Source organism: Kribbella sp. NPDC055071, assembly GCF_053608045.1.
The window spans coordinates 194,346-216,226 of the sequence record NZ_JBSGUS010000010.1; the positions used below are offsets into that span (position 1 = coordinate 194,346).

Consider the following 21,881-nt stretch of genomic DNA (forward strand, 5'->3'; position numbering starts at 1 on the left):
TCATCCTCACCCTGACGCCCGCCGGCCCCCTGTGTGCCCGGCCGGGGGCGCGGGTTTTACCCGCCCCGGGCGCCGCGGTGCCATGACAGGAGACCCGAATCCCATGACGGTGACCGACACCGAGGTGGTCCTCGAGGCCGAAGGCCTCACCAAGCACTTCCCGGTCCGACGAGGTCTCCGCGACCTCCTCACCCGGGACCGCAAGGTCGTGCACGCGGTCGACGACATCCAGCTGATCCTCCGGCGCGGTCGCGTCACCGCGCTGGTCGGCGAGTCCGGCTCGGGCAAGTCGACCGTCGCCCGGCTGCTCGCCCAGCTGTACGGGCGCACCTCCGGCGACATCCGGCTGCACGGCGACACTGTCACCGTCCACGGTGGCCGCAAGTTCCGGGCGTACTGCCGCCAGGTACAGATGATCTTCCAGGATCCGTTCGCCTCGCTGAACCCGACGCACACCGTGCGGTACCACCTGACCCGCGCGTTGAAGATCCACAAGCGGGCCGGCGACGACGCGGTCGAGCTCGAGAAGAACCTGGGCGACCTGCTGCTCCGGGTCCAGCTCACTCCGCCCGAGCGGTACCTGGACAAGTTCCCGCACGAGCTCTCCGGCGGTCAGCGCCAGCGCGTCTCGATCGCCCGGGCCCTCGGTGCGAATCCCGAGGTGCTGCTGGCCGACGAGCCGGTCTCGATGCTGGACGTGTCGATCCGGCTCGGCGTCCTCAACCTGCTCCGCGATCTCAAGGAGCGGCTCGACCTCGCGATCCTCTACATCACCCACGACATCGCGTCGGCCCGGTACTTCGCCGACGAGACGCTGGTGATGTACGCCGGCCGCATGGTCGAAGGCGGTGACTCCGAGACCGTCACCCAGCGCCCGGCCCATCCCTACACGCGCCTGCTGATCGAGAGCGCGCCCGATCCCGACCGGCTCGATCGCGTCGGCGACCTGCGCGCCCCCGAGGACCAGGGCAGTGGCGAACCGCCGAGCCTGATCGCACCTCCGACCGGTTGCCGGTTCCACCCGCGCTGCGTGCATGCGATGCCGAAGTGCTCGACCGATCTCCCGCCCCGGTTCGACCTGCCGGCCGACGAGGACAACGGCGAGGGGCACTGGGCCGCGTGCTGGCTCTACGAAGAAGGAGTAGCCAAATGAGGTTCCTCCTGCAGCGGATCGTCTTCTATCTCTTCACCGCGTGGGCCGCGCTCACCATCAACTTCTTCGTTCCCCGGTTGATCCCGGGTGACCCGGTCAGCTCGCTGATCACGAAGTACCAGATGAACACCGACGCGATCCACTCGCTCCAGGTGCTCTTCGGTCTCGACAAGAACACGAGCCTGTGGCAGCAGTACGTCCAGTACTGGGGTCAGGTCTTCCACGGTGACCTCGGCCTGTCGTTCGCGTTCTTCCCGACTCCGGTCTCGGAGATCCTCAAGCAGAGCCTGCCGTGGACGATCGCGCTGGTCGGCATCACGACGTTCGCCAGCTTCATGATCGGTACGGCGCTCGGCGTGCTGGCGGGCTGGCGGCGGGGTTCGTGGCTGGACGGCTTGTTGCCGGTGACAACCTTCCTGTCGTCGATCCCGTACTTCTGGCTCGGTCTGCTCGCGATCACGCTGCTGGCCGGTCCGAACAGCATCTTCCCGTCGTCGGGCGGCTACGAGCCCGGCCTGGTGCCCGCCTGGGACACCGTGTTCATCGGGAGCGCGATCCAGCACAGCCTGTTGCCCGCGCTGACGATCCTGATCTCGTCGGTCAGCGGCTGGATCCTCAGCATGCGCAACATGATGGTGACGGTCGCGTCCGAGGACTACATCACCGTTGCCCATGCCAAGGGTCTGCCGGAGCGGCGCGTGATGTTCAGCTACGCGGCCCGCAACGCCTTGCTGCCGAACGTCTCCGGGTTCGCGCTGTCGCTCGGCTTCATCGTCGGCGGCACGCTGCTGGTGGAGATCGTCTTCTCCTATCCGGGCATCGGCTACAACCTGTTCCAGGCGGTCGGGGCCAAGGACTACCCGCTCATGCAAGGCGTGTTCCTGGTGATCACGCTGTCGGTACTGGTCGCCAACCTGATCGCCGATATCGCGTACCTGCTCCTCGACCCGCGCACCCGCAAGGAGGGCTGACAGTGTCCGCACCAGCCAGCACCATCACCGCGGTATCCCCCGGCGGCCCGCAGGTCGCGGCGCAACCGGCCAAGCGGCGCCGGTTGCGGTTCGTCGCCAATCCGAAGGCCGCGACCGGCCTGATCGTGCTCGCGTTCTTCTGCCTGATCGCGATCATCGGCCCGTGGATCGCGCCGTACGATCCGTCCGCCCGTAGCAACCAGTTGGTCAAACCACCGTCGAGCCAGCACTGGTTCGGGACCACGCACCTCGGCCAGGACGTCTTCAGCCAGGTCCTGGTCGGCACCCGTGGTGTCATGTTCGTCGGTCTCCTGGCCGGGATCGTGGCGACCGCGTTGTCGGTCCTGATCGGCGTCAGCGCCGGCTTCCTCGGCGGTGCCGCCGACGACAGCCTGTCCGCGCTGTCCAACGTGTTCCTGGTGATCCCGGCGCTGCCGCTGATCATCATCGTCGCCTCAACGATCCCGAGTGCGGGTGACCTGATGGTTGCCCTCGTCATCGGCTTCACGTCGTGGGCGTGGGGTGCACGTGTCCTGCGAGCCCAGACGTTGTCGCTACGGCGGCGTGACTACGTCGAGGCCGCGCGCGCGACCGGCGAGAGCACGTGGCGGATCATCACCGCCGAGATCATGCCGAACCTGACCGCGATCATCGCCTCGAGCTTCATCGGGACCGTGGTCTTCGCGGTCATGTCCGAGATCACGCTGGCCTTCATCGGCATCTCGACGATCTCCGAATGGAACTGGGGCACGATCCTGTTCTGGGCGCAGAGCCAGCAAGCGCTGGCCCAGGGCGCCTGGTGGTGGTTCGTGCCGGCGGGTCTCGCGATCGCTCTGCTCGGTACGGCGTTGTCGCTGGTCAACTTCGGGATCGACGAGTTCGTCAGCCCGCGGTTGCGCAGCGCCGGTCATACCCGGGTGAAGACCAAAGAGGGCCACTCGGTCCGGATGCGGGTCGGGTTCACCCCGGTCCTGTCGTCGAAGACCGAGCCCGTGACCCCCGTCGTACGCCGCACCGGCAAGGAGGACGCCGCATGAACGAGCCGGTGCTGGAGATCAAGGACTTCCACGTCGACTACGGCCTCGGCGACCAGGCGGTGCAGGCGGTCCGCGACGTGACGCTGACGCTGCATCGCGGCGAGGTGCTCGGACTGGCCGGGGAGAGCGGCAGCGGCAAGTCGACGCTCGCGTACGGCGTGACCCGGCTGCTCCCACCGCCGGGCGTGATCACCGGTGGCTCGGTCGTCTACCACCCGCCGGGCGGCGACCCGTACGACGTGATGGCGCTGACGGACTCGGAGTTGCGCAAGTTCCGCTGGGCCGAGACGTCGATCGTGTTCCAGGGGGCGATGAACTCGCTGAACCCGGTGCACAAGGTCTCGACCCAGATGCTCGACGTGATCAGGGCGCACGAGCCGCAGCTCAGTTCGGCGGCCCGGGTCGCGCGGGCTCAGGAGATGCTCAAGCTGGTGGGGATCTCGGCCGACCGGATGGACGCGTACCCGCATCAGCTGTCCGGCGGTATGCGGCAGCGGGTGATGATCGGGATGGCGCTCGTCCTGGAGCCGCAGGTCGTGATCATGGACGAGCCGACGACCGCGCTCGACGTGGTGATGCAGCGGCAGATCCTGGCGCAGCTGGTCGAGCTGCGGGAGCGGCTCGGGTTCTCGGTGCTGTTCATCACCCATGACCTGTCCCTGCTGGTCGAGTTCTCCGACCGGATCGCGATCATGTACGGCGGCCGGATCGTCGAAGAGGCGCGATCGGCGGACCTCTACAAGGACTCGTTGCACCCTTACAGCGAAGGGCTACTGAAGTCCTTCCCGGCGTTGCGTGGAGCCCGCAAGGAGCTGGCCGGGATCCCCGGTTCGCCGCCTGATCTGCGCGGGATGCCGTCGGGGTGTTCGTTCCATCCGCGCTGCCCGCACGCGTTCGACCGTTGCTCTGCCGAGGTCCCGTTGCTGGGTATCCCGTCGGCGCGCAACGACCCCAGCCGATCGGTCGCCTGCTGGCTGCCCGGCCGCGTTCCCGTTTCCTAATCCGAAGGATGACTATGAGCACAACCTCTGTATCGGGGGCGGCCGACCTGGTCGCGGGCCTGCCGACCGATTTCCGGTGGGGCGTGGCGACGTCGGCGTACCAGATCGAAGGTGCGATCGACGCCGACGGCCGCACCCCGTCGATCTGGGACACGTACTGCCGGGTGCCGGGGGCGATCGACAACGGCGACGTCGGGGATGTTGCCTGCGACCACTATCACCGGATGCCGGCCGATGTTGCCCTGATCAAGGAACTCGGCATGGACACGTACCGCTTCTCGGTTGCCTGGCCGCGCATCCAGCCCAGCGGCAAGGGACCGGTGAACCCACTCGGACTCGCCTTCTACGACCGCCTGGTCGACGAGTTGCTTGCCCAGGGCATCGACCCGTGGGTGACGCTGTATCACTGGGATCTGCCGCAGGAGCTCGAGGACGCCGGCGGCTGGCCGGTGCGGGACACGGCGTACCGGTTCGCCGACTACGCGATGATGGTGTTCGACGCGCTGAGCGACCGGGTCGACACCTGGACCACGCTGAACGAGCCGTGGTGCTCGGCGATGCTGGGCTACGCGTACGGCGCTCATGCCCCCGGCCGGCGTGAGTACCCGGCCGCCATCGCCGCCGTCCATCATCTGCTGCTCGGGCACGGGCTGGCGACGCAGCGGATGCGGGAGGCGTCGCCGCGCAAGCTCGACATCGGGATCACGATCAACGTGGCGACGTCGTACCCGGCCTCGGATGCCGAGCCCGACGTCGAGGCGGCCCGGCGCGAGGACGGGACGAGCCGGCGGATCTACCTCGACCCCATCGTCTTCGGACGGTATCCGGCCGATGTGGTCGCGGACCTGGCGGCTCAAGGCGTCGAGATCCCTGTGGAGGAAGGGGATCTGGAGATCATCGCGGCGCCGATCGACGTCCTCGGGGTGAACTACTACTTCAGCCAGAAGTTCACGGGGTACGCCGAGGACGGCAGCACGACCGACGCCGAGGGTCACCCCGTCACGCGGGACATCCCGATGGGCCTGCCGAAGACGGCCATGGACTGGGAGATCTATCCCGAGGGCTTCACCGACCTCCTGGTCAGCATCGCCCGCGACTATCCCGGCCTCCCGATGGTCGTCACCGAGAACGGCTCCGCCTTCGAGGACGTCCCCGACGAGTCCGGGTTCGTCAACGACGCCGACCGCACCGCCTACTTCACCTCCCACCTCACCGCCGTCGCCGAAGCCATCCGCCAGGGCGCCGAGATCCACGGCTACCTGGCCTGGTCCCTGCTGGACAACTTCGAATGGGCCTACGGCTACGCCAAACGCTTCGGCATCGTCCGGGTCGACTACGACACCCAAACCCGCATCCCGAAGGCCAGCGCCCAGTACCTGAAGGAACTGGCAGACCAGCACCGCAACCGCTGAACCCCGATCTCCAGGCCATCACAATCCCGCCACGAGCGGCCCGTCCCGCGGGTCTGCGTTCGTACGGGCCGATTGTGATGGCCTGGAGATCCGCACGACTACCACTGTGGTGGTACGCGCCGGGCCTGGACGGGGGCCGGATTCGGTAGGAGGGTTCGTCGTTCTGGGGGACGACCGTTCCAGGTCGCGCCAGAAGACTTGGGCGAGTGGACATCATCCCTCTCGACGTGACCGCCTTGGGGCTGGCTCGGCTGCAGTTCGCGTTGACCGCGGGGCTGCACTTTCTCTTCGTGTCGTTGACGCTCGGCCTGGTCCCGCTGATCGCGATCATGCAGACCCGGTACGTCGTCACCGGCCGGGCGATCCATCGGACCATGACGAAGTTCTGGGGTCAGCTGTACCTGATCAACTACGGCATGGGCATCGTCACCGGGCTGGTGATGGAGTTCCAGTTCGGCCTGAACTGGAACGGGTTGTCGATCTTCGCCGGCAACATCTTCGGTGCCCCGATCGCGCTGGAGACGCTGATCGCGTTCTTCCTCGAGTCGACGTTCCTCGGGATGTGGATCTTCGGCTGGGACCGGCTGCCGAGGTACGCGCACCTCGCGCTCATCTGGCTGGTCGCGCTCACCGCGTTCGCATCGGCGTTCTGGATCATGGTCTCGAACGGCTTCCTGCAGCATCCCGTCGGCGGTGTCGTCCGGGACGGCGCCTTCCAGCTGACCGACTTCGCGGCGCTGATCACGAACAAAGAGGCGGTCGTCGGGATGACGCATCTGCTCGGCGGAACCTGCCTGACCGGCGGGGTGTTCGTGGCCGGGATGAGCGGCTGGCATCTGGCCCGGCGTACCAGTCAGCACGAGTTCTTCCTGCGCTCGCTGCGCATCGGCCTGACTGCCGCCGTCCTGGGCGCTGCTCTCGCCGTCCATCAAGGCTTCGCGCAGTTCGACTACCTGCAGACCGACCAGCCCGGCAAGATGGCCACGGCGTTCGGCAGTCCGAATCCGGAGGCGGCACTCCACGCACAATTCGGGCCAGGTCCGGTGATGCCACCGTCGTGGTTGAGCATCCCGGCAAACCTCATGCAGTACGGCGGATTCGTCCTCGGCGCACTCGCTCTGATCTCGTTGATCGTCGTACTCGCGCTCCGCGGCAGGCTGACCCGCGTACGCGGGCTGATGCGGGTACGCGGGCTGATGCGGGTGCTGTCGTGGGTGGTGCCGCTGCCGTTCGTGCTCGTGCTCTGCGGCTGGGTGGTGCGCGAGGAAGGGCGGCAACCCTGGGTGGTCTACGGGCAGTTACGTACCGAGGACGCGCTCTCGCAGGTGTCGCTGGCCAGCGTGATCACGTCGTTCGTGGTCTTCGTCGGGATCCTGTCGCTGCTCGCGGTGATCGACTACGGCGTCATGCGCCGCTACGCCCGCCGCGCGCCGGACGATCCAGCTGTCGACACAGGTCCGATGCCGGTTGAGACCGGCGTCTATCGGCACGAGCTCTGAGGAGGAATCGGACATGCCGCACACACTGTGGTTGATACTGCTCGGCGGTTTGCTGATGGGCTACCTGACGCTGGACGGCGCCACGTTCGGGGTCGGGATGCTGCGGTTGTGGCTGACCCGCGACGAGGCCGAGCGCCGGCTGACGCTGAACGTGATCGGCCCGTTCTTCCTCGGCAGCGAGGTGTGGATCGTCGCGACGGTCGGCGTCCTGTTCGGTGCCTTTCCCACCTTGGAGGGCTCGCTCCTGACGGCGTACTACCCACTCGTCGTTCTGATCGTCGGCAGCCTGATCGCCCGCGATGCCGGTATCTGGTTCCGGAGCCGGTCCGGCAATTCGTGGTGGCGTTCGCGATGGGACCGGACGATCGCGGTGGCGAGCGTGTTGCTGCCGATGGGGTGGGGACTGCTGCTGGGCAACCTGGCGCAGGCAGTGCCGGTGGAGCACGGCGCGCCACTCGGAGCGAGCCTGTTCGATCCGTTCGCGCTGCTGTGCGGTCTGAGCCTCGCGCTGTTGTCCGCATGTCATGGCGCCGCGTTCATGATGCTCCGCAGCCCGCAGCCGTTGAGTGCGCGCGCCGCACGTGTCTCGCAGCGTCTCGCCGTACCGGCAGCGATCGCGCTGGCCGCGAGCGTTGCCCTCGGCACCTTTTCCGCACTCGGAATCGTCACCGCCGTCTTCGCGCTCGCCGCGGTCCTCGCGTTGTTCGTCGTACGGCGTCCAGCCCCCGCTCCCGGGCACTGGATCACCTTCGGGTGTACGGCGCTGTCGATCATGCTCCCGATCATCGGCATCGCCGTGGGCGTGGCTCCCGCCGTACGGGCGATGGCCGCTCCGGCTGCCACCCTCGCCGTGCTCGGCGGATTCCTGATCGTGGTTCTGCCGGTGATGGCCGCGGCGCAGCTCTGGCTGTGGCGTACCTTTCACGGCCGGCTTGCCATCACATCGCCGATGTACTTCTGAGAAGGGAGTGCCCGTGCCACGCGACGAGGTGATGAACCGGATCCGGCGGCTGCCGGGGGTACGCCGCGTTCTGTTGACCTCGACAACTATCGCGGTGGTGTCGGCGGTCCTGATCGTGGCGCAGGCAAACCTGCTCGCGATCACCCTCGCTGGGATCGCACTCGGCACCTCGGCCAAGGCTCCCCTCCTTGCCCTCGGCATCATCTTCGCACTCCGAGCCGGCCTGGCGTGGGTTCGCGAGTCAACCAGCCGGACTGCCGCAGCCCGGGTCAAGCTGGGTCTGCGCCAGCGGCTCTTCGTCGCGATCCAGCAGCTCGGCCCGGTGCGGTTACACCGTGAGCGTGGTGGCGAGCTGGCCACGGTCGCGGCCGGGCTCGACGGCCTGGACGATGCTGTGGCCGGATACCTTCCTCGCCTCGCGCCTGCCGTCGTACTGCCGATCGCCGTCCTGGCGATGACTGCGATCGCCGACCCGCTGTCGGCCGGCGTGATCGCGGTGACGCTGCCGCTGATCCCGATCTTCGGCGTACTCGTCGGGATGCACACACGAACCGCGGCCCGCGGGCAGTGGCGAGCGCTCGGCGAACTCGGGGGCCATTTCCTCGACGTGGTCCGCGGAATGCCGACGCTGCGGGTGTTCGGACGCGTCGAGCATCAGGTCGGGGTGGTCAGGCGAACCGCGGAGAACTACCGCGTCGCCACCTTGCGAACGCTGCGCATCGCCTTCTTGTCCAGCCTGACGCTGGAGCTGGTAGCGACGATCTCGGCGGCCCTCGTGGCGGTGCCGGTCGGGCTGCGGTTGCTGGCGGGTCAGCTCGACCTCACGACGGGTCTGCTCGTGCTGTTCCTCGCACCCGAGGCCTACCGCCCACTCCGTGAGCTGGGCTCGGCCTTCCACGCCGCGGCCTCCGGCCAGGCGGCGGCCGAGCGCGCCTTCGCGGTGATCGACCAGGCCAACGATCCGCCACCGACCACCGCCTCTAACGCGCCCCCGCCTCCCGCCGTTCTGCCCGGCGGTCACGACATTCGGTTGCACCAGGCAACGATTGGCTATCCCGGTGGTGCCACGCCGATTCTGCGTGCTGTCACCCTTCACATCGCCGCGGGCGAGAAGGTCGCTCTGGTCGGGCCGAGCGGGGCCGGCAAGAGCACGTTGCTCGCCGTGTTGCTCGGCTTCCTCACGCCGATTGAAGGAACCGCCAGCGTGGGCGGTGCCGACCTGCGCGACCTCGACGCCGACGGGCTGGCGCGGTGGCGGGAGCGAGTGACCTGGGTACCGCAGCGGCCGCACCTGTTCGCCGGGACGATCGCGGACAACATCGCCCTCGGCGCCCCCTCCGCAACGCCCGCACAGATTCGTACGGCAGCCCGATCGGCCTCAGCGGCCGAGTTCGTCGAGGCGTTGCCCGGTGGGTACGACGCCGTACTCGGCGATCACGGCGACGGCCTGTCCGTCGGGCAGCGGCAACGCATCGCACTGGCGCGAGCATTCCTGCGCGACACACCGATCCTGCTGCTCGACGAACCCACCGCGGGGATCGACGCGGGCAATGAAGCAGCCGTCCTCGACGCGATTCGAACCCTGGCGAACGGACGAACCTTGATCGTCGCGACCCATCGACGCGCGCTCCTGCACGAGGTCGACCGGGTGCTAGCCGTCGTCGACGGCTCGGTCCAAGAACTCGATCACGAGGTCGCCCTCCGCCGGACGGCCGTCGCATGAGCAGCAACTCGTCGGCTGCGCTCACCATGGAGTCGTCGCGGTGGCGCGCAACGGCGCGCGTCCTGCGGCTCATCGGCGCAGCATCGCTCGGCAAACTCACCGTCGCCGCGTTCGCGGGCGCAGCCGCCGAGGCTGCCGCAATTGCGTTGATGTCGACCGCGACGTGGATGATCGTGCGTGCCGCCGCTCAGCCGCCGATCGCGGTGCTCGGGCTCGCGATCGTCGGCGTCCGCGCGTTCGCCCTCGCTCGCCCGGTACTGCGGTATCTCGAGCGGCTCGCCGGCCACGACTCAGCGCTGGCCGCCCTCGCCACCTTACGGGAACGGGTGTACGCCGCGCTGGCGCGGTCCAAACCGGGCAGGCTGCCGGGTGGCGACGTACTCAGCCGAGTCGTCTCGGACGTGGACGCCGTACAGGACCTGCTGCTGCGGGGCCTGCTGCCGGTCGTCGCCGCGGTGGGGAGCGGGACCCTGGCCGTTGTCCTGTGCTGGGTGCTGTACCCGGCCGCGGGTGCATTGCTCCTCGCCGGCCTGTTCCTCGCAATCGGCGTCGTGCCTCTAGCGACCTATGGCATCGCGCGGCGCTTCGCGGTGTCGGAGGCACGGGTCCGGGCAGAGCTCGCCCGCCGCAGTCTCGATCTGATCGACGGCGCCGCCGAGCTGTCCGCGTACGGCGCCGACCACATCGCGCTGGCCGCGGCCGACAGCGTCGCGCATCGGTTGGCGCGCATCCAGCGAGCCACGGCACGCCTCGAAGCGGCGGCCACGGCAACGACTCTCGCGATCCAGGCGGCAACCACCCTCAGCATCCTGATCACGTCGACAAACCATGGCCTGCACCCGATCCTGATCCCGGTGCTCACTTTGACCTGTCTCACGGCGTTCGAGCCCACGATGGCGCTTGCCCTGGCGGCCCGGCAGCTGATCACCGTGACCGCCGCATCCCAGCGCCTGATCGAGGTGTTCGACACGCCGCCGGAGATCATCGATCCGGCTCGCCCGCATCCACTCGATCCAGGACCCGTCACCGTCGACCTTCACGACGTCCGGGTCAGGTACAGCGCCGACCGGCCGCCTGCGCTCGACCGGATCTGTCTGCGCATCGGTCCGGGCGAACGGATCGCGGTGGTCGGGCCGAGTGGATCGGGCAAGAGCACACTGCTCGCCGTACTGGCACGACAGGTAGACCACGAGGCGGGCACGGTAACAGTGAACGGCCACGACGTCCGAACACTCGCCACGGACGAGGTCCGCGCCCGGCTGATCGGAGCCACCCAGGACGCGTACGTCTTCCACGCAAGCCTGCGCGATAACCTGATCCTCGCTCGTCCCGCTGCCACGCCGACGGAACTGGCACACGTCGTACGGCGGGCCGGGTTGGCGGATTGGATCGCGACTCTGCCGGCCGGCCTCGACACCGTGGTCGGCCACGACGGCGCGTCGATGTCCGGCGGGCAGCGACGTCGCCTGGTGCTCGCCCGCGCGCTGCTGTCCGATCCCGACGTACTGCTGCTCGACGAACCACTGGAAGGTCTGGACACCGCCACTGCCGACGCCGTGTGGTCCGAGACCCTCGCCGCGACGCAGGGCAAGACGACGGTGCTGGTCACCCACCGCCTCGCCGGGCTGGACACCGTCGACGACGTGATCGTCCTCGACCGGGGCTGCGTCGCTCAACGTGGCCGGCACGCCGACCTCGTCGCTGTCCCAGGGCTTTACCGCGAGCTCTGGTACGCCGAGCAACTCGCCGACCGGGTGTCGGGCCGGGCGGTGGCTACCACATGATCAGCCTCGGGCGGAGGACAATGCGGAGCGTGCCAACTGCCGGAGGTCGCCGTCGGGACCTGCTGATCGTGGTCGTCACGGTGGCCGTCAATGTCGGCGGAGTGCTCAGCGAAGTCGCCAAGTCCGATCAGACGCCGCTGGGTACGCCGTTTGCCGGCCTGCTGATCGGCGTCGTCGCGGGCGTTGTGCTGTGGTGGCGCAAACGAGCCCCTGCCTGGGTGATGTCCGGAATCGTCGGGCTCTGCCTGCTGTACCACCTCGTCGGCTACCCCGGGCTGGCACCGGCAGCCGCGCTCTTCGTCGCGGCATACGCCGTCACCGCGAACGCGCCGAGCCGCCGCCTCCTGCTCGCGATCGGCCTGATCGCGATCGCCGCCGTGATCCCGCTCCTCCCGCCGCACCCGGCCGACTTCAATGTCGGCGCGCTGTTCGGCCCGCCGATCGGCATGGTCGGCCTCGCGGCCATGGGCGAGGCGACCCGGGTCCAGCGTGCCGCGATGGCCGAACAGGTTCGGGCCGCGCACCACGCGACCCAGCAGGAGGCCGGGCGGCAACTCGCCGAGCAGCGCCTCGAGATCGCCCGGGAACTGCACGACGTACTGGCGCACACCATTACGATCATTTCCGTGCAAGCCGCGGTGGGCGCCGAGGCGCTGGGGAAACGTCCCGAGCAGGTCGCGCAGTCGCTCGCCGCCGTGCGAAGCGCCGCGCGGGAGGCGCTGTCGGAGCTTCGCGGCGTACTCGCCGGGCTCCGGACCGACAGCGACCTCGACAGCGCCAACCTCGACAGCGCCAACCTCGATAGGGTCGCCGCTCCCCAACCCGGTCTCGCTGACCTGCCCCGGCTGATCGATCAGACCATCGCGGGCGGAGTCGCCGTACGGTTCGTCACCACAGGTACGGCGCCGACGATGACGGCCACGATCGAGCTCACGATCTACCGCGTCGTGCAGGAAGCACTGACCAACATCATCAGGCATTCCCACGCCGACACGGCTGCGGTCTCGCTGGCGTACGCGCCGGGACACGTCGTCGTCGACGTGTCAGACGACGGCCCGGCGGTCGAGGCCCGCCTGAATCCGAACCACGTCGGACATGGCTTGGTCGGGATGCAAGAGCGGGTCCGGCTCCTCGGTGGCAGGCTGACGGCCGGGCCGACGCAGCAGGGCGGCTTCCAGGTCCTGGCCGAACTACCGATCCGGTCGTCGCTGTGACGGTCCGGGTCGGGCTGGCCGACGACCAAGCACTCGTCCGCGCGGGCTTTCGGGAACTGCTCGGCCATGACGACGGCATCGAGATCGTCGGTGAGGCCGCGACCGGTCGGCAGGCCGTCGACCTGGCTCGCCGTACGCGTCCCGACGTACTGCTGATGGATATCCGGATGCCGGAGCTGGACGGGATTCGCGCGACCCAGGAGATCTGTGCCGATCCCGCGCTCGGTGCCGTCCGGGTCGTCATGCTGACCACCTTCGAGCTCGACGACTACCTGTTCGCCGCGCTACGCGCCGGCGCCAGCGGCTTCCTGCTCAAGGACATCGAGCCTGATGACCTGCGCGCCGCGGTCCGGGTCGTCGCCGCCGGCGAGGCGTTGCTCTCGCCCAGCGTCACCCGCACCCTGATCGCTACCTTCGCCGGTGAACCCGACCGGCTCCCCGACAGCGACGACCTGCTCGCTCGTCTGACCGCGCGGGAACGCGAACTCACCGTCCTCGTCGCGCACGGACTCGACAACGCCGAGATCGCGAAGCAGCTGATCATCAGCGTTGCCACCGTCAAGACGCACGTCGCCAGGGCGATGACCAAGATCGGCGCCCGGGATCGCGCCCAACTGGTGGTGTTCGCCTATCAGAGCGGACTCGTCCAGTCCCCTCGCAGCCGTTGATGTCAAAAGGGCTGAATCGGCTCCGACCTGGTTGTGCAAGCGTCACCAGGCCCCACATATCCCCGGCGGAGCCGGGCTAGGAAGTGATTCACATGTCCGCAGTTCGCGTGCACAACTTCTCGATCTCGCTGGACGGGTTCGGTACCGGCGAAGGTCAGGCGCTCGAGGCGCCGTTCGGGCACGCCGGCGAACGGCTGCACGAGTGGTTCGTCAGCACCCGGTACTTCCGCTCGATGGACGACCTCGCCGGTGGCCGCCTCGGCGTCGACGACGCGTTCGCCGCGCAGCACGAGCCCGGGATCGGCGCCGAGATCATGGGCGCCGGCAAGTTCGGCCCGCCCGGATGGCAGGACGACCCGGAGTGGAAGGGCTGGTGGGGCCCGAACCCGCCGTACCACACGCCAACCTTCGTGCTCACCCATCGCCCGCGGCCGTCGATCGAGATGGAGGGCGGTACGACGTTCCACTTCCTCGACACCACGCCGCAGGACGCTCTCGAGCAGGCGCGGACCGCGACGAACGGCGCCGACATCCGGATCGGCGGCGGCGCTACCGTCATCCGCGACTTCCTCGCCGCCGGGCTGATCGATCACCTGCACGTCGTTCAGGTCCCGATCCTGCTCGGCCGCGGCGTCCGCCTCTGGGACGGCCTCGAGTCGCTCGAACAGAACTACGACATCGAGGCCGTCTCAACCCCAAGCGGCGTCACCCACCTGACATTCGTCAAGAAGACCCGGTAGTCGGCTCGGGTCCTCCTGCCGCAGACTGCGGGTATGAGTCTTCCCCTGATCCCAGCACCCACGGTGGCGACCACGACAACGACTGTGGACGGCGGGACGTTCGTGGTCACCGACGCCCTCGGAGTCAGCTACCCACCGGAGCTGGCCACCCTCGCGGTCCACTTCGCCGACGACCTGGAGACCGATTCCGGCATCACCCTGACCCCCGGCGCGGCCGGCATCACGCTGGAGCTCAGCGGCGGCGGCCTGGACGACGTCCCGCAGGCCGCGGGATTACGCGCCGATGGCCGCGAGGCTGACGCCGACGAGCGGTACGGCCTGGAGGTCACCGGCGACGGGATCCGGATCTGGGGTCCGACGCCGGAGGCCATCCACCGCGGCCTGACGTCACTGCGGCAACTCGTCACGGCCAACACCGATGACGGTACGGCGACCCTGCCCACGATCCGCATCCTCGATGGGCCGCGGTTCTCGTGGCGCGGGCTGTCCCTGGACATCGTCCGGACGTTCCACGCGCCGGTCGTCGTACGGCGGGTCATCGACATGTGCTCGCTGTACAAGCTGAATGTCCTGCACCTGCATCTGACCGACGACCAGGGCTGGAGGGTCGAGGTGCCGTCCCGGCCCGCGCTCACCGAGATCGCCGCGGCCGGAGCCACCGACGACCGGCCCGGCGGTTTCTACAGCCAGGCCGAGCTGGCCGAACTCGTGGCGTACGCGGCTGAGCGCTTCGTGACCGTCGTACCCGAGATCGACATGCCGGGTCACACGTCTGCGGTCTTCAAGGCCTACCCGGAGCTGGCGCCGGCGGAGATTCGCAGCGTCGAGCTGGGCAACGGCACCACGCTCCAGCTCAACACTCTCGACCCGAGCCGCCCCGAGACCTGGACGTTCGTCGAGGACGTGCTGGATGCGGTCATCCCACAGTTCCCGCACAGCGCCTATGTGCACATCGGCGGCGACGAGGCGTGGGGCATGTCCGACGAGGATCACGCAGCCTTCGTCGACCTGGCCGCAGGCCTGGTTCGTACCCGCGGCAAGCGGGTGGTCGGCTGGCAGGAGATCGCCCGGGCCGCGATCACGTCGGACGACGTCGTCCAGTACTGGCTGGAGCCCGGCGTACTGTCCGACGGCGAGGCTCCGGCCGATCTGCCCCCTGATCTGCTGCCGATTCTGGTTGAGCATCTGCGGAAGGCTGAGCAGGACATCCCGCGCGCGCTGACGCACGGATCCCGGCTGCTTCTGTCGCCCACGAGTCGCCTGTACTTCGACACCCCGCACGCTGACACGTCCTCGGATCCGGCGCAGGAGGAACTCCGCAAACGCGTCGGTCTGCCCTTCTACACCCCGGCCTCGATCCAGCACGGGGTCGACTGGGATCCCGTCGAGTACACGCCGGGCATCGATTGCGACGACCAGGTGGTCGGAGTGGAGGCGGCGATCTGGTGCGAAACGATCACGACCCCGGCCGAGCTCGAGTTCATGCTGCTTCCCCGCCTCCCCGGCGCCGCCGAGAAGGGCTGGTCCAGCGCCGGCCCGACCGACTGGCCGGACTACGCCGGACGCCTCGCCGCGCAGTCTCCCGCCTGGCGGCGCCGGACCTGGAACTACCTCCACTCGACCGAGGTCGACTGGGCATGACGGGCTGAGATGAGTACCTGGTCCGCCGGTCCCATTTGAGGGGCCGACCCCTCAAATGGGGGGTTGGTCACTGATCTTCACCGTCCGCAACCCACCATTTCAGGGGCCAGCCCCTGAAATGGGTCCACATCACCCGAGCCGAGGGGGCAGCCAGTAGCTGCCCCCCTCACTCAGCTAGCAGGTCGCGGTCGGCGCGGCCCAGTCGGCGCGGTCGTTGTAGCCGCCGTCGCCCGCGTCACCGACGACCAGGTCGAGGACACGGACGCCGGTCAGGTCCACGTCCACCTGCTTCGGGGTGAACCGGTCGACGACCCCGCTGTCGAAGAGAACCTTGCCGTCGCCAACGACCTGGAACGTCGACGTCCCGCCTTCCGGCCCGACATTGCTGACGACATCGTCGATCCCGACAGTCCCGGTCAGTCGCGAGCAGGACTTGCCCAGGTAGTACCGGATCAGCGACGGCGACGCGACGCCGATGCCGGTCGGGTACGTCTGCCCAACCAGCTTGATCGGGTTGCCCCCACCGACACTCTCGTCGATGGTCGGCGACATCCAGCCACTGGTCGCGGTGATCCAGTCGTGGTGCGACAGCGGCACCGTTCCCGACGGCGGCGCGGGGGCGATCACGACCGGCGACAACACGGTCGACTGCCGCTGCACGCCGTACCCGATCGCCTGGTACGACGTCGACGCGGTGATGCTCGCGGATCCGGGCGCCGCTCCGGCCGGCAGCGTCAGCGTGAAAGCGAACGTCGCCTGCTTGCCGCCGGCAAGGAGAGTCGGCGCCTTGGACAACGGCTTCACGGTCCAACCAGTGCCGCCGGCAACGGTCACGGCCGGCTGAAGCACCGGCAGCAGACCGTCGTTACGAACGTTGACCTGCACGGTCAGCTCGTCGCCACCGGCAACAACCGGCGAGGCGTCGGCAGGCTGTGCGTCCGTACCGACCTTCGTCACCTGCGGAATCGCAGCTGTGACGTGGGGAATCCCCGGCAGCCCACGGGCCGGACCGACCCGGAACAACGCCGTACCGTGAGCCGGCACCGCCGCGCTGATCGTGCCCGCGCTCTCGGTCACCTTGTTCGTCCACGCATTCTCCAGGGTGAACCGTGATCCGTGCAGTCCGACCGCGGCCGCGGTCGTGGTCAGCGTCTTCGCGCTGTCGCCACGGTTCAGCAGCACTACGGCACGGCTGCCATCCGCGAGTCGCTTCACCCACGTCTCCGTCGTACCCGCGGCACCGACCCGGACAGCCTGAACCGCAGCCCGGTCTTGGTTGATCGCGAGTACGTCGGGATCCGTCAGCATGCCAACGGTCGTCGCACTGAGCTTGCGAATGTCGCTGCCGACGATCAACGGAGCCGCCGCAACCGCCCACAGCGTGAACTGGGTCCGGAACTCCTCGTCAGTCATCCCGAGCTCAGGCGCGAGGTAGTCGGGATCGCTGAACGCGCCGGGCTTGACCACCTCAGGGTGCCGCGCGTTCGCGTCGTAGTTGCGCAGCACGTCCTTGAACTTGATGTCGCCTTGGAAGCCGACATCGGTGTAGGTCCGCCACGACTGGGCGATCCCCGGCGCGTACGTCCAGGAGTTGATCGACTGCTGCGATTCCGGGTAGTTGCCCCAGTCCGGCGAGGTCACCGGGTTGCACAGGTTGAAGATCATCGGCCGATGGCTGGCGTTGTTCCGCAAGGCCTGCGCGAACTCGGTGAACACGGTCTTCGGATCGAGGTTGGCCGCGATCCCGCACAGGTAGTCGACCTTGACCGAGTCGAAACCCCAGGCGGCGAAGGTGTCTGCGTCGTGCTGGTAGTAGCCGCCGCTGCCGAGACCACACTTGCCCGGGATGTACGGACCGGCGTCGGTATAGATGCCGGCCTTCAGGCCCTTGCTGTGGATGTAGTCCACGAGCGGCTTGAGCCCGTTCGGGAACTTGGCCGGATTCGGGACCAGGTCACCGGCCGCACTGCGCGACTGGTCGGCCTGCCAGCCGCCGTCCAGCCAGACGATGTCGTAGCCGGCCTTCGCCAGCCCACGACTCACCAAGGAGTCGGCAACGGACTTGATCGTGTCCGCGGTGAAGTCGCCGCCGAGGCCGTAGTACGTGTTCCAGCCCATGTACGGCGTGGGGCTGAGAACGGCCTGGGTGGTCTGGGTCGTGGCTGCGGCTGGGGATGCGGTGGTCGCGACCGCGCCGGCCACCAGGACCGCCGCGATCACCCCACTCAGCACAGCGGAAAGTCGTTTCATCTGTTGTCCTTTGCTGCCGTTGAGCGGAACGGTCAGTCGACTGGTTCGACGACCAGACAGAGCGAATCGACGGAACCGTTTGATGGGCCCCCGAACGGAACGCCGACCTGCAGCAGGTAGCTGCCCGGGTGGGTTTCGTCGCCCACCCGGTAGTTCTTCGCGGGATCCAGTCCGGCCAGCGGCACGTACCGCGGACGGCTCGGCAGCGTGCCGCGGACATTGCCGTCGCCGGTCTCCCACAGGAACACCACGGACCGCGTCGTACCGACGTACTGGACGCCGGCGGACAATCCGTAGACCTTGCTATCGGCAACCAACTCACGGATGCCCTTGTACTGCTCGAGGTGACGCGTCGCGGTCTTCAGCTGCTCGTCGTTCCACCGCGACAGATCGGCGCCGATCCCCAGGACGCCGGACATCGCGACATGGAAGCGGAAGTCGAGGGACCGCTCGCGCCCGTCATGGGTGCCTTCGGCATCGGTCACCCACGAGCTCATCAGGTGCGGCGCGAACCCGGTCCGGAAACCCCGCTGGATCCTGAGCCGATCCAGTGGAGCCGTATTGTCGCTCGGCCAGAGCGTGTCGACGCGCGCCGCCATCCCGAGATCGACCCGCCCACCGCCGCCCGCGCATCCCTCGACGTACACGTCCGGGTGTTCAGCGCGGATCCTGTCCAGGACGCCGTACACATTCGTGACCACGCGACCATCGAGGTCGCGCCGCTGATCACCGGAGTCCAGCCGCGGCCGGTTGGCGTCCCATTTCAGATAGGAGATGTCGTACGTCGACAACAGCCGATCCAGCGTGGTCCAGACGAACTCCGCGACGTCGTCACGACTCAGATCGAGCAGCAGTTGGTTGCGGATCAGGATCGGCTCACGCCCCGGCGTCCGCAGGATCCACTCCGGATGCTCCGCGGCCAACTGGGCGGACGGGCTCACCGACTCCGGCTCGATCCACAACCCGAAGTCGAGCCCGATCCCCTTCAACTGCGCGATGAAACCGTCGAGCCCGCCCGGGAACTTCGCTGGATCGACCTCCCAGTCCCCCAGCCCGCCGGTGTCATCCGACCGGCCGACGAACCAGCCGTCGTCCACCACAAAGGTCTCAACTCCGATGCTCGCGGCTCGCTGCGCCAGCTCGAGCTGGTGCTCGGCGCGAATGTCGAACTCGGTCGCGAACCAGGAGTTGTAGAGCACTTTCGACGGACGCCCGCGCGACAGCGAGCGCTCGTAGTCGTGGAAAACTCTCGCCAGTCCGTCCGCACCCTCGGCGCTGCAAGCACCCACCGCCTTCGGCGACATCCAGGTCTCACCCGAGGCAAGCTTGAGTCCGAGGCTGGACGGCAGTCGGCCGGCCTGGATCCGCATCAGCCCGGTCGTATCGACATCGGCCGACATCTCCCAGGACCCGCTCCAGGCGAGCTGAACGCCGTACGCAATCTCTCCGTCGACTGCGAGGAACGGCGAGTAGGAGTGACCAGTGATCCCTTGAGCACTGCCGATCGTGAACCGGCCGCGATCCAAGGTCACGGAGGCTTGCTGGAACTCGCTGTTCCACTCACCCCACAGGTACTTGACCGTGTTTCCGGTCGGCACGATGAAGCCCGCGGAGTCGTGCCGGTGCAAGGTGAGGTGGTCGGCTCCGTCGTTGCGGACGCTCACCCACCGCTCGACCACATCGCCGACTCCTCGGTAGTGCAACACCAGCCGTAGTCGACGGACCTCGTCCACGAAGTTCAGCTGCAGCCCATCCACTCCAGTGGTCGCGTCGGCGAAGACGGGACGGAGCTCGTCGGAGCCGTCCGGACCACTCACGACGAGATCCACGGGTGCGCCGTACCGGACGCCCCGCACCGCGTACTCCAACGGCTCGACGTCCGCACGGGGAAGGAAGTGCTCGGTGCCCTCGACCGTGACGACCGAGGGGCCTGCGGCAACCGCATGCGGGCCCCAAGCAACCAGCTGAGCCCATTGGCCATGGTCGGGCACACCGACGACGTACGACGTCGTTGCGCCACGCAACGTCCAGGTCTTCACTTGACGGCTCCGATGGCGAGACCACCGACGAAGTGTTTCTGGAACCGCAGGAACACGGCGACCGTGGGAACCGCGGCAATCACGGTGCCGGCGGCAATCACGTTCCAGGAGGACACGAAGAGCCCTTGCAGACCGAGCAACGCCGGCGTCACGGGCATCCTGTCCTCGGAGCGGATCACGGTGATCGACCACAGCAGGTCGTTGAAGATCCACGTGAACGAGAGCGCGCCCAGTGCGGCGAGTGCGGGCCGGGTCAGCGGCAGGATCACGCTCGCGTAGATCTTCCCCGGTCCGGCGCCGTCGATCGTCGCCGCCTCCTGGATCTCGCGGGGTAGATCACGCATGAAGCCGTGCAGCACGAACGTGTAGAACCCCAGCCCGAAGCCGACATGGACCGCGATCAGCGCGATCAGAGTGTCGTAGATCCCGGCCAGCTCGACGAACCGCGAGATCGGGATCAGCAGGATCTGCGGGGGCAACAGGTTCCCCATCAGCATCAGCAACAGGACGGTTCGCCGGAAGGGGATGTTGTACCGCGCCAGCCCGTACGCCGCGATCGAGGCAAGCCCCAGACTCAGGATCACCGCCGGGATCGTCACCAGCAAACTGTTGATCAACGCCCTGAACTCGTCCGCGTCCTCCCACGCCGACTTGTACGTCCCGAACGTGAACGAGTGCGGCAAAGACCCGAGCCCGTTCGCCGCGACATCGTCAAAACTACGGAACGAGATCACAATCACCCAAAGAATCGGCGCAACCCACAGAAACGACACCAGCCCCATCGCGACGTGGTACCCCGAGGTCCTCAGGCGGTTCATGCTTCCTCCTTGAAGGCACGGATCAAGTAGCCGAGGATGACGGTCAGGGCGAGTAGGAAGATCACCACGGCGATCGCGGAGGCGTAGCCGAGTTGGGTGGACTGGAACGCCGTCGAGTACATGTAGGTGCTCAGGAGTTCGGACGAGTGATAGGGCCCGCCCTTCGTCATCGACCAGACGATGTCGAAGGATCGCAGTGAGTCGATCACGATCACCGAGAGTACGACGGAGTTGACGCCCTTGAGCTGCGGAATCGTGACGTACCGCGTCCGTTGCCAGGCGGTCGCACCGTCCACCTTCGCCGCCTCGTAGAGGACGGGATCGACTGCCTTCAGGCCGGCCAGATAGAGCACCATCACGTAGCCGATCTGTCGCCAGAGCGCGGGCACGATCACGGCGTACAGAGCGGTGTCGGGGTCGGCCAGCCACGGCCGAATGAAGTTGCCCAGGCCAACGGTGTGCAGGACGGTGTCGACCAGGCCGTCGGGCTGGTAGAAGACGCGCCAGATCAGCGCGGTGACGACCAGCGAGAAGACGACCGGCGTGAACAACGCCGCCCGGTAGATCCCAACGCCGCGCCGCTCCCGCTGAAGCAGCAACGCCATCCCGAACCCACCCAGCACGCTCAGCCCACCGAACAACACCAGCCAGATCGCCGTGTTCTTCAACGCCGTCCGAAAAATCGGATCCGACACCATGTCGCCGAAGTTCCCGAACCCCACGAACCGAGGCGCCGACAACCCGTCCCAGTCCGTCAACGCCAGCCAGAACCCCTGCAAAGCAGGCCAAAACACCCACACCGCCTCAACCGCAAACGGCACAAACACGAACAAGAGGATGAGCGGCGACACCCTCCGCGGCCCGTTCCGCTTGTTGCCCCGGCCTCCGGTCGTGCGGGCACCCGACCGAGCCGCCGGCTCCACCGCCTCCACCGCCGTGGACGTCATGCCGACCCCCTCCCGACGTCTTC

At 67.9% G+C, this 21,881-nt stretch carries 17 protein-coding genes; 13 read left to right on the plus strand and 4 right to left on the minus strand.

The window, feature by feature from the left end:
* Window positions 1-103: 103 nt before the first annotated feature.
* The 13 genes from ACWF4Z_RS18775 (at window position 104) to ACWF4Z_RS18835 (ending at window position 15,804) form a co-directional block, all read left to right on the plus strand.
* The gene (locus ACWF4Z_RS18775; protein WP_452244338.1) at window positions 104-1,153 is read left to right on the plus strand and encodes an ABC transporter ATP-binding protein; all 1,050 of its coding nucleotides are present in this window, start codon (window positions 104-106) and stop codon (window positions 1,151-1,153) included.
* A complete protein-coding gene (locus ACWF4Z_RS18780) occupies window positions 1,150-2,124 on the plus strand; it encodes an ABC transporter permease (RefSeq protein ID WP_452244339.1) in 975 nt (324 codons plus the stop codon). Before ACWF4Z_RS18775 ends, ACWF4Z_RS18780 begins: the two co-directional genes overlap by 4 nt.
* A gap of 2 nt (window positions 2,125-2,126) precedes the next feature.
* Window positions 2,127-3,161 (plus strand): ABC transporter permease, encoded by a 1,035-nt coding sequence (locus ACWF4Z_RS18785; protein WP_452244340.1) that lies wholly within the window; start codon window positions 2,127-2,129, stop codon window positions 3,159-3,161.
* Window positions 3,158-4,162: an ABC transporter ATP-binding protein gene (locus ACWF4Z_RS18790; RefSeq protein ID WP_452244341.1), complete on the plus strand. Its 1,005-nt coding sequence runs from the start codon at window positions 3,158-3,160 to the stop codon at window positions 4,160-4,162. The genes ACWF4Z_RS18785 and ACWF4Z_RS18790 overlap by 4 nt, the downstream gene beginning before the upstream one ends.
* A 14-nt stretch (window positions 4,163-4,176) precedes the next feature.
* The gene (locus tag ACWF4Z_RS18795; protein ID WP_452244342.1) at window positions 4,177-5,574 is read left to right on the plus strand and encodes a GH1 family beta-glucosidase; all 1,398 of its coding nucleotides are present in this window, start codon (window positions 4,177-4,179) and stop codon (window positions 5,572-5,574) included.
* Window positions 5,575-5,780: 206 nt separating this feature from the next.
* The gene (locus ACWF4Z_RS18800) at window positions 5,781-7,073 is read left to right on the plus strand and encodes a cytochrome ubiquinol oxidase subunit I (RefSeq protein WP_452244343.1); all 1,293 of its coding nucleotides are present in this window, start codon (window positions 5,781-5,783) and stop codon (window positions 7,071-7,073) included.
* A 13-nt stretch (window positions 7,074-7,086) separates the two neighbouring features.
* Window positions 7,087-8,034 (plus strand): cytochrome d ubiquinol oxidase subunit II, encoded by a 948-nt coding sequence (gene cydB, locus ACWF4Z_RS18805; protein WP_452244344.1) that lies wholly within the window; start codon window positions 7,087-7,089, stop codon window positions 8,032-8,034.
* A gap of 13 nt (window positions 8,035-8,047) precedes the next feature.
* Entirely contained in the window at window positions 8,048-9,757 is a 1,710-nt protein-coding gene (gene cydD, locus ACWF4Z_RS18810; RefSeq protein ID WP_452244345.1) for a thiol reductant ABC exporter subunit CydD, read from the plus strand.
* On the plus strand, window positions 9,754-11,541 hold the full coding sequence (cydC, locus tag ACWF4Z_RS18815) for a thiol reductant ABC exporter subunit CydC (protein WP_452244346.1): 1,788 nt from the start codon (window positions 9,754-9,756) through the stop codon (window positions 11,539-11,541). The genes cydD and cydC overlap by 4 nt, the downstream gene beginning before the upstream one ends.
* Before the next feature lie 29 nt (window positions 11,542-11,570).
* A complete protein-coding gene (locus tag ACWF4Z_RS18820; RefSeq protein ID WP_452244347.1) occupies window positions 11,571-12,755 on the plus strand; it encodes a sensor histidine kinase in 1,185 nt (394 codons plus the stop codon).
* Complete coding sequence (locus ACWF4Z_RS18825) at window positions 12,752-13,423, plus strand: response regulator (protein WP_452244348.1); 672 nt, start codon at window positions 12,752-12,754, stop codon at window positions 13,421-13,423. Before ACWF4Z_RS18820 ends, ACWF4Z_RS18825 begins: the two co-directional genes overlap by 4 nt.
* A gap of 92 nt (window positions 13,424-13,515) precedes the next feature.
* Complete coding sequence (locus tag ACWF4Z_RS18830) at window positions 13,516-14,163, plus strand: dihydrofolate reductase family protein (protein WP_452244349.1); 648 nt, start codon at window positions 13,516-13,518, stop codon at window positions 14,161-14,163.
* Window positions 14,164-14,196: 33 nt separating this feature from the next.
* Window positions 14,197-15,804, plus strand: a complete 1,608-nt coding sequence (locus tag ACWF4Z_RS18835; RefSeq protein WP_452244350.1) for a beta-N-acetylhexosaminidase — start codon at window positions 14,197-14,199, stop codon at window positions 15,802-15,804.
* Between the two features lie 174 nt (window positions 15,805-15,978).
* Here the strand turns inward: ACWF4Z_RS18835 and ACWF4Z_RS18840 are convergent, their stop codons facing one another.
* From ACWF4Z_RS18840 to ACWF4Z_RS18855, 4 genes are read right to left on the minus strand one after another with little or no spacing between them, the layout of a single operon-like run.
* Window positions 15,979-18,054 carry an NPCBM/NEW2 domain-containing protein gene (locus ACWF4Z_RS18840; RefSeq protein WP_452244351.1) on the minus strand — a complete coding sequence of 692 codons (2,076 nt, stop codon included), beginning with the start codon at window positions 18,052-18,054 and terminating at the stop codon, window positions 15,979-15,981.
* A gap of 32 nt (window positions 18,055-18,086) precedes the next feature.
* On the minus strand, window positions 18,087-20,093 hold the full coding sequence (locus ACWF4Z_RS18845) for an alpha-galactosidase (RefSeq protein ID WP_452244352.1): 2,007 nt from the start codon (window positions 20,091-20,093) through the stop codon (window positions 18,087-18,089).
* Complete coding sequence (locus tag ACWF4Z_RS18850) at window positions 20,090-20,911, minus strand: carbohydrate ABC transporter permease (protein ID WP_452244353.1); 822 nt, start codon at window positions 20,909-20,911, stop codon at window positions 20,090-20,092. The genes ACWF4Z_RS18845 and ACWF4Z_RS18850 overlap by 4 nt, the downstream gene beginning before the upstream one ends.
* The gene (locus ACWF4Z_RS18855) at window positions 20,908-21,858 is read right to left on the minus strand and encodes a carbohydrate ABC transporter permease (protein ID WP_452244354.1); all 951 of its coding nucleotides are present in this window, start codon (window positions 21,856-21,858) and stop codon (window positions 20,908-20,910) included. Before ACWF4Z_RS18855 ends, ACWF4Z_RS18850 begins: the two co-directional genes overlap by 4 nt.
* Window positions 21,859-21,881 lie beyond the last annotated feature (23 nt).

Excerpts from the sequence above, each read along its gene's own strand:
- ACWF4Z_RS18855 (WP_452244354.1), bottom strand. The coding sequence starts at position 21,858 with ATGACGTCCACGGCGGTGGAGGCGGTGGAGCCGGCGGCTCGGTCGGGT.
- ACWF4Z_RS18795 (WP_452244342.1), top strand. The coding sequence starts at position 4,177 with ATGAGCACAACCTCTGTATCGGGGGCGGCCGACCTGGTCGCGGGCCTG.
- ACWF4Z_RS18840 (WP_452244351.1), bottom strand. The coding sequence starts at position 18,054 with ATGAAACGACTTTCCGCTGTGCTGAGTGGGGTGATCGCGGCGGTCCTG.
- ACWF4Z_RS18835 (WP_452244350.1), top strand. The coding sequence starts at position 14,197 with ATGAGTCTTCCCCTGATCCCAGCACCCACGGTGGCGACCACGACAACG.
- ACWF4Z_RS18780 (WP_452244339.1), top strand. The coding sequence starts at position 1,150 with ATGAGGTTCCTCCTGCAGCGGATCGTCTTCTATCTCTTCACCGCGTGG.
- cydB (WP_452244344.1), top strand. The coding sequence starts at position 7,087 with ATGCCGCACACACTGTGGTTGATACTGCTCGGCGGTTTGCTGATGGGC.
- ACWF4Z_RS18850 (WP_452244353.1), bottom strand. The coding sequence starts at position 20,911 with ATGAACCGCCTGAGGACCTCGGGGTACCACGTCGCGATGGGGCTGGTG.
- ACWF4Z_RS18830 (WP_452244349.1), top strand. The coding sequence starts at position 13,516 with ATGTCCGCAGTTCGCGTGCACAACTTCTCGATCTCGCTGGACGGGTTC.
- ACWF4Z_RS18790 (WP_452244341.1), top strand. The coding sequence starts at position 3,158 with ATGAACGAGCCGGTGCTGGAGATCAAGGACTTCCACGTCGACTACGGC.
- cydC (WP_452244346.1), top strand. The coding sequence starts at position 9,754 with ATGAGCAGCAACTCGTCGGCTGCGCTCACCATGGAGTCGTCGCGGTGG.
- ACWF4Z_RS18775 (WP_452244338.1), top strand. The coding sequence starts at position 104 with ATGACGGTGACCGACACCGAGGTGGTCCTCGAGGCCGAAGGCCTCACC.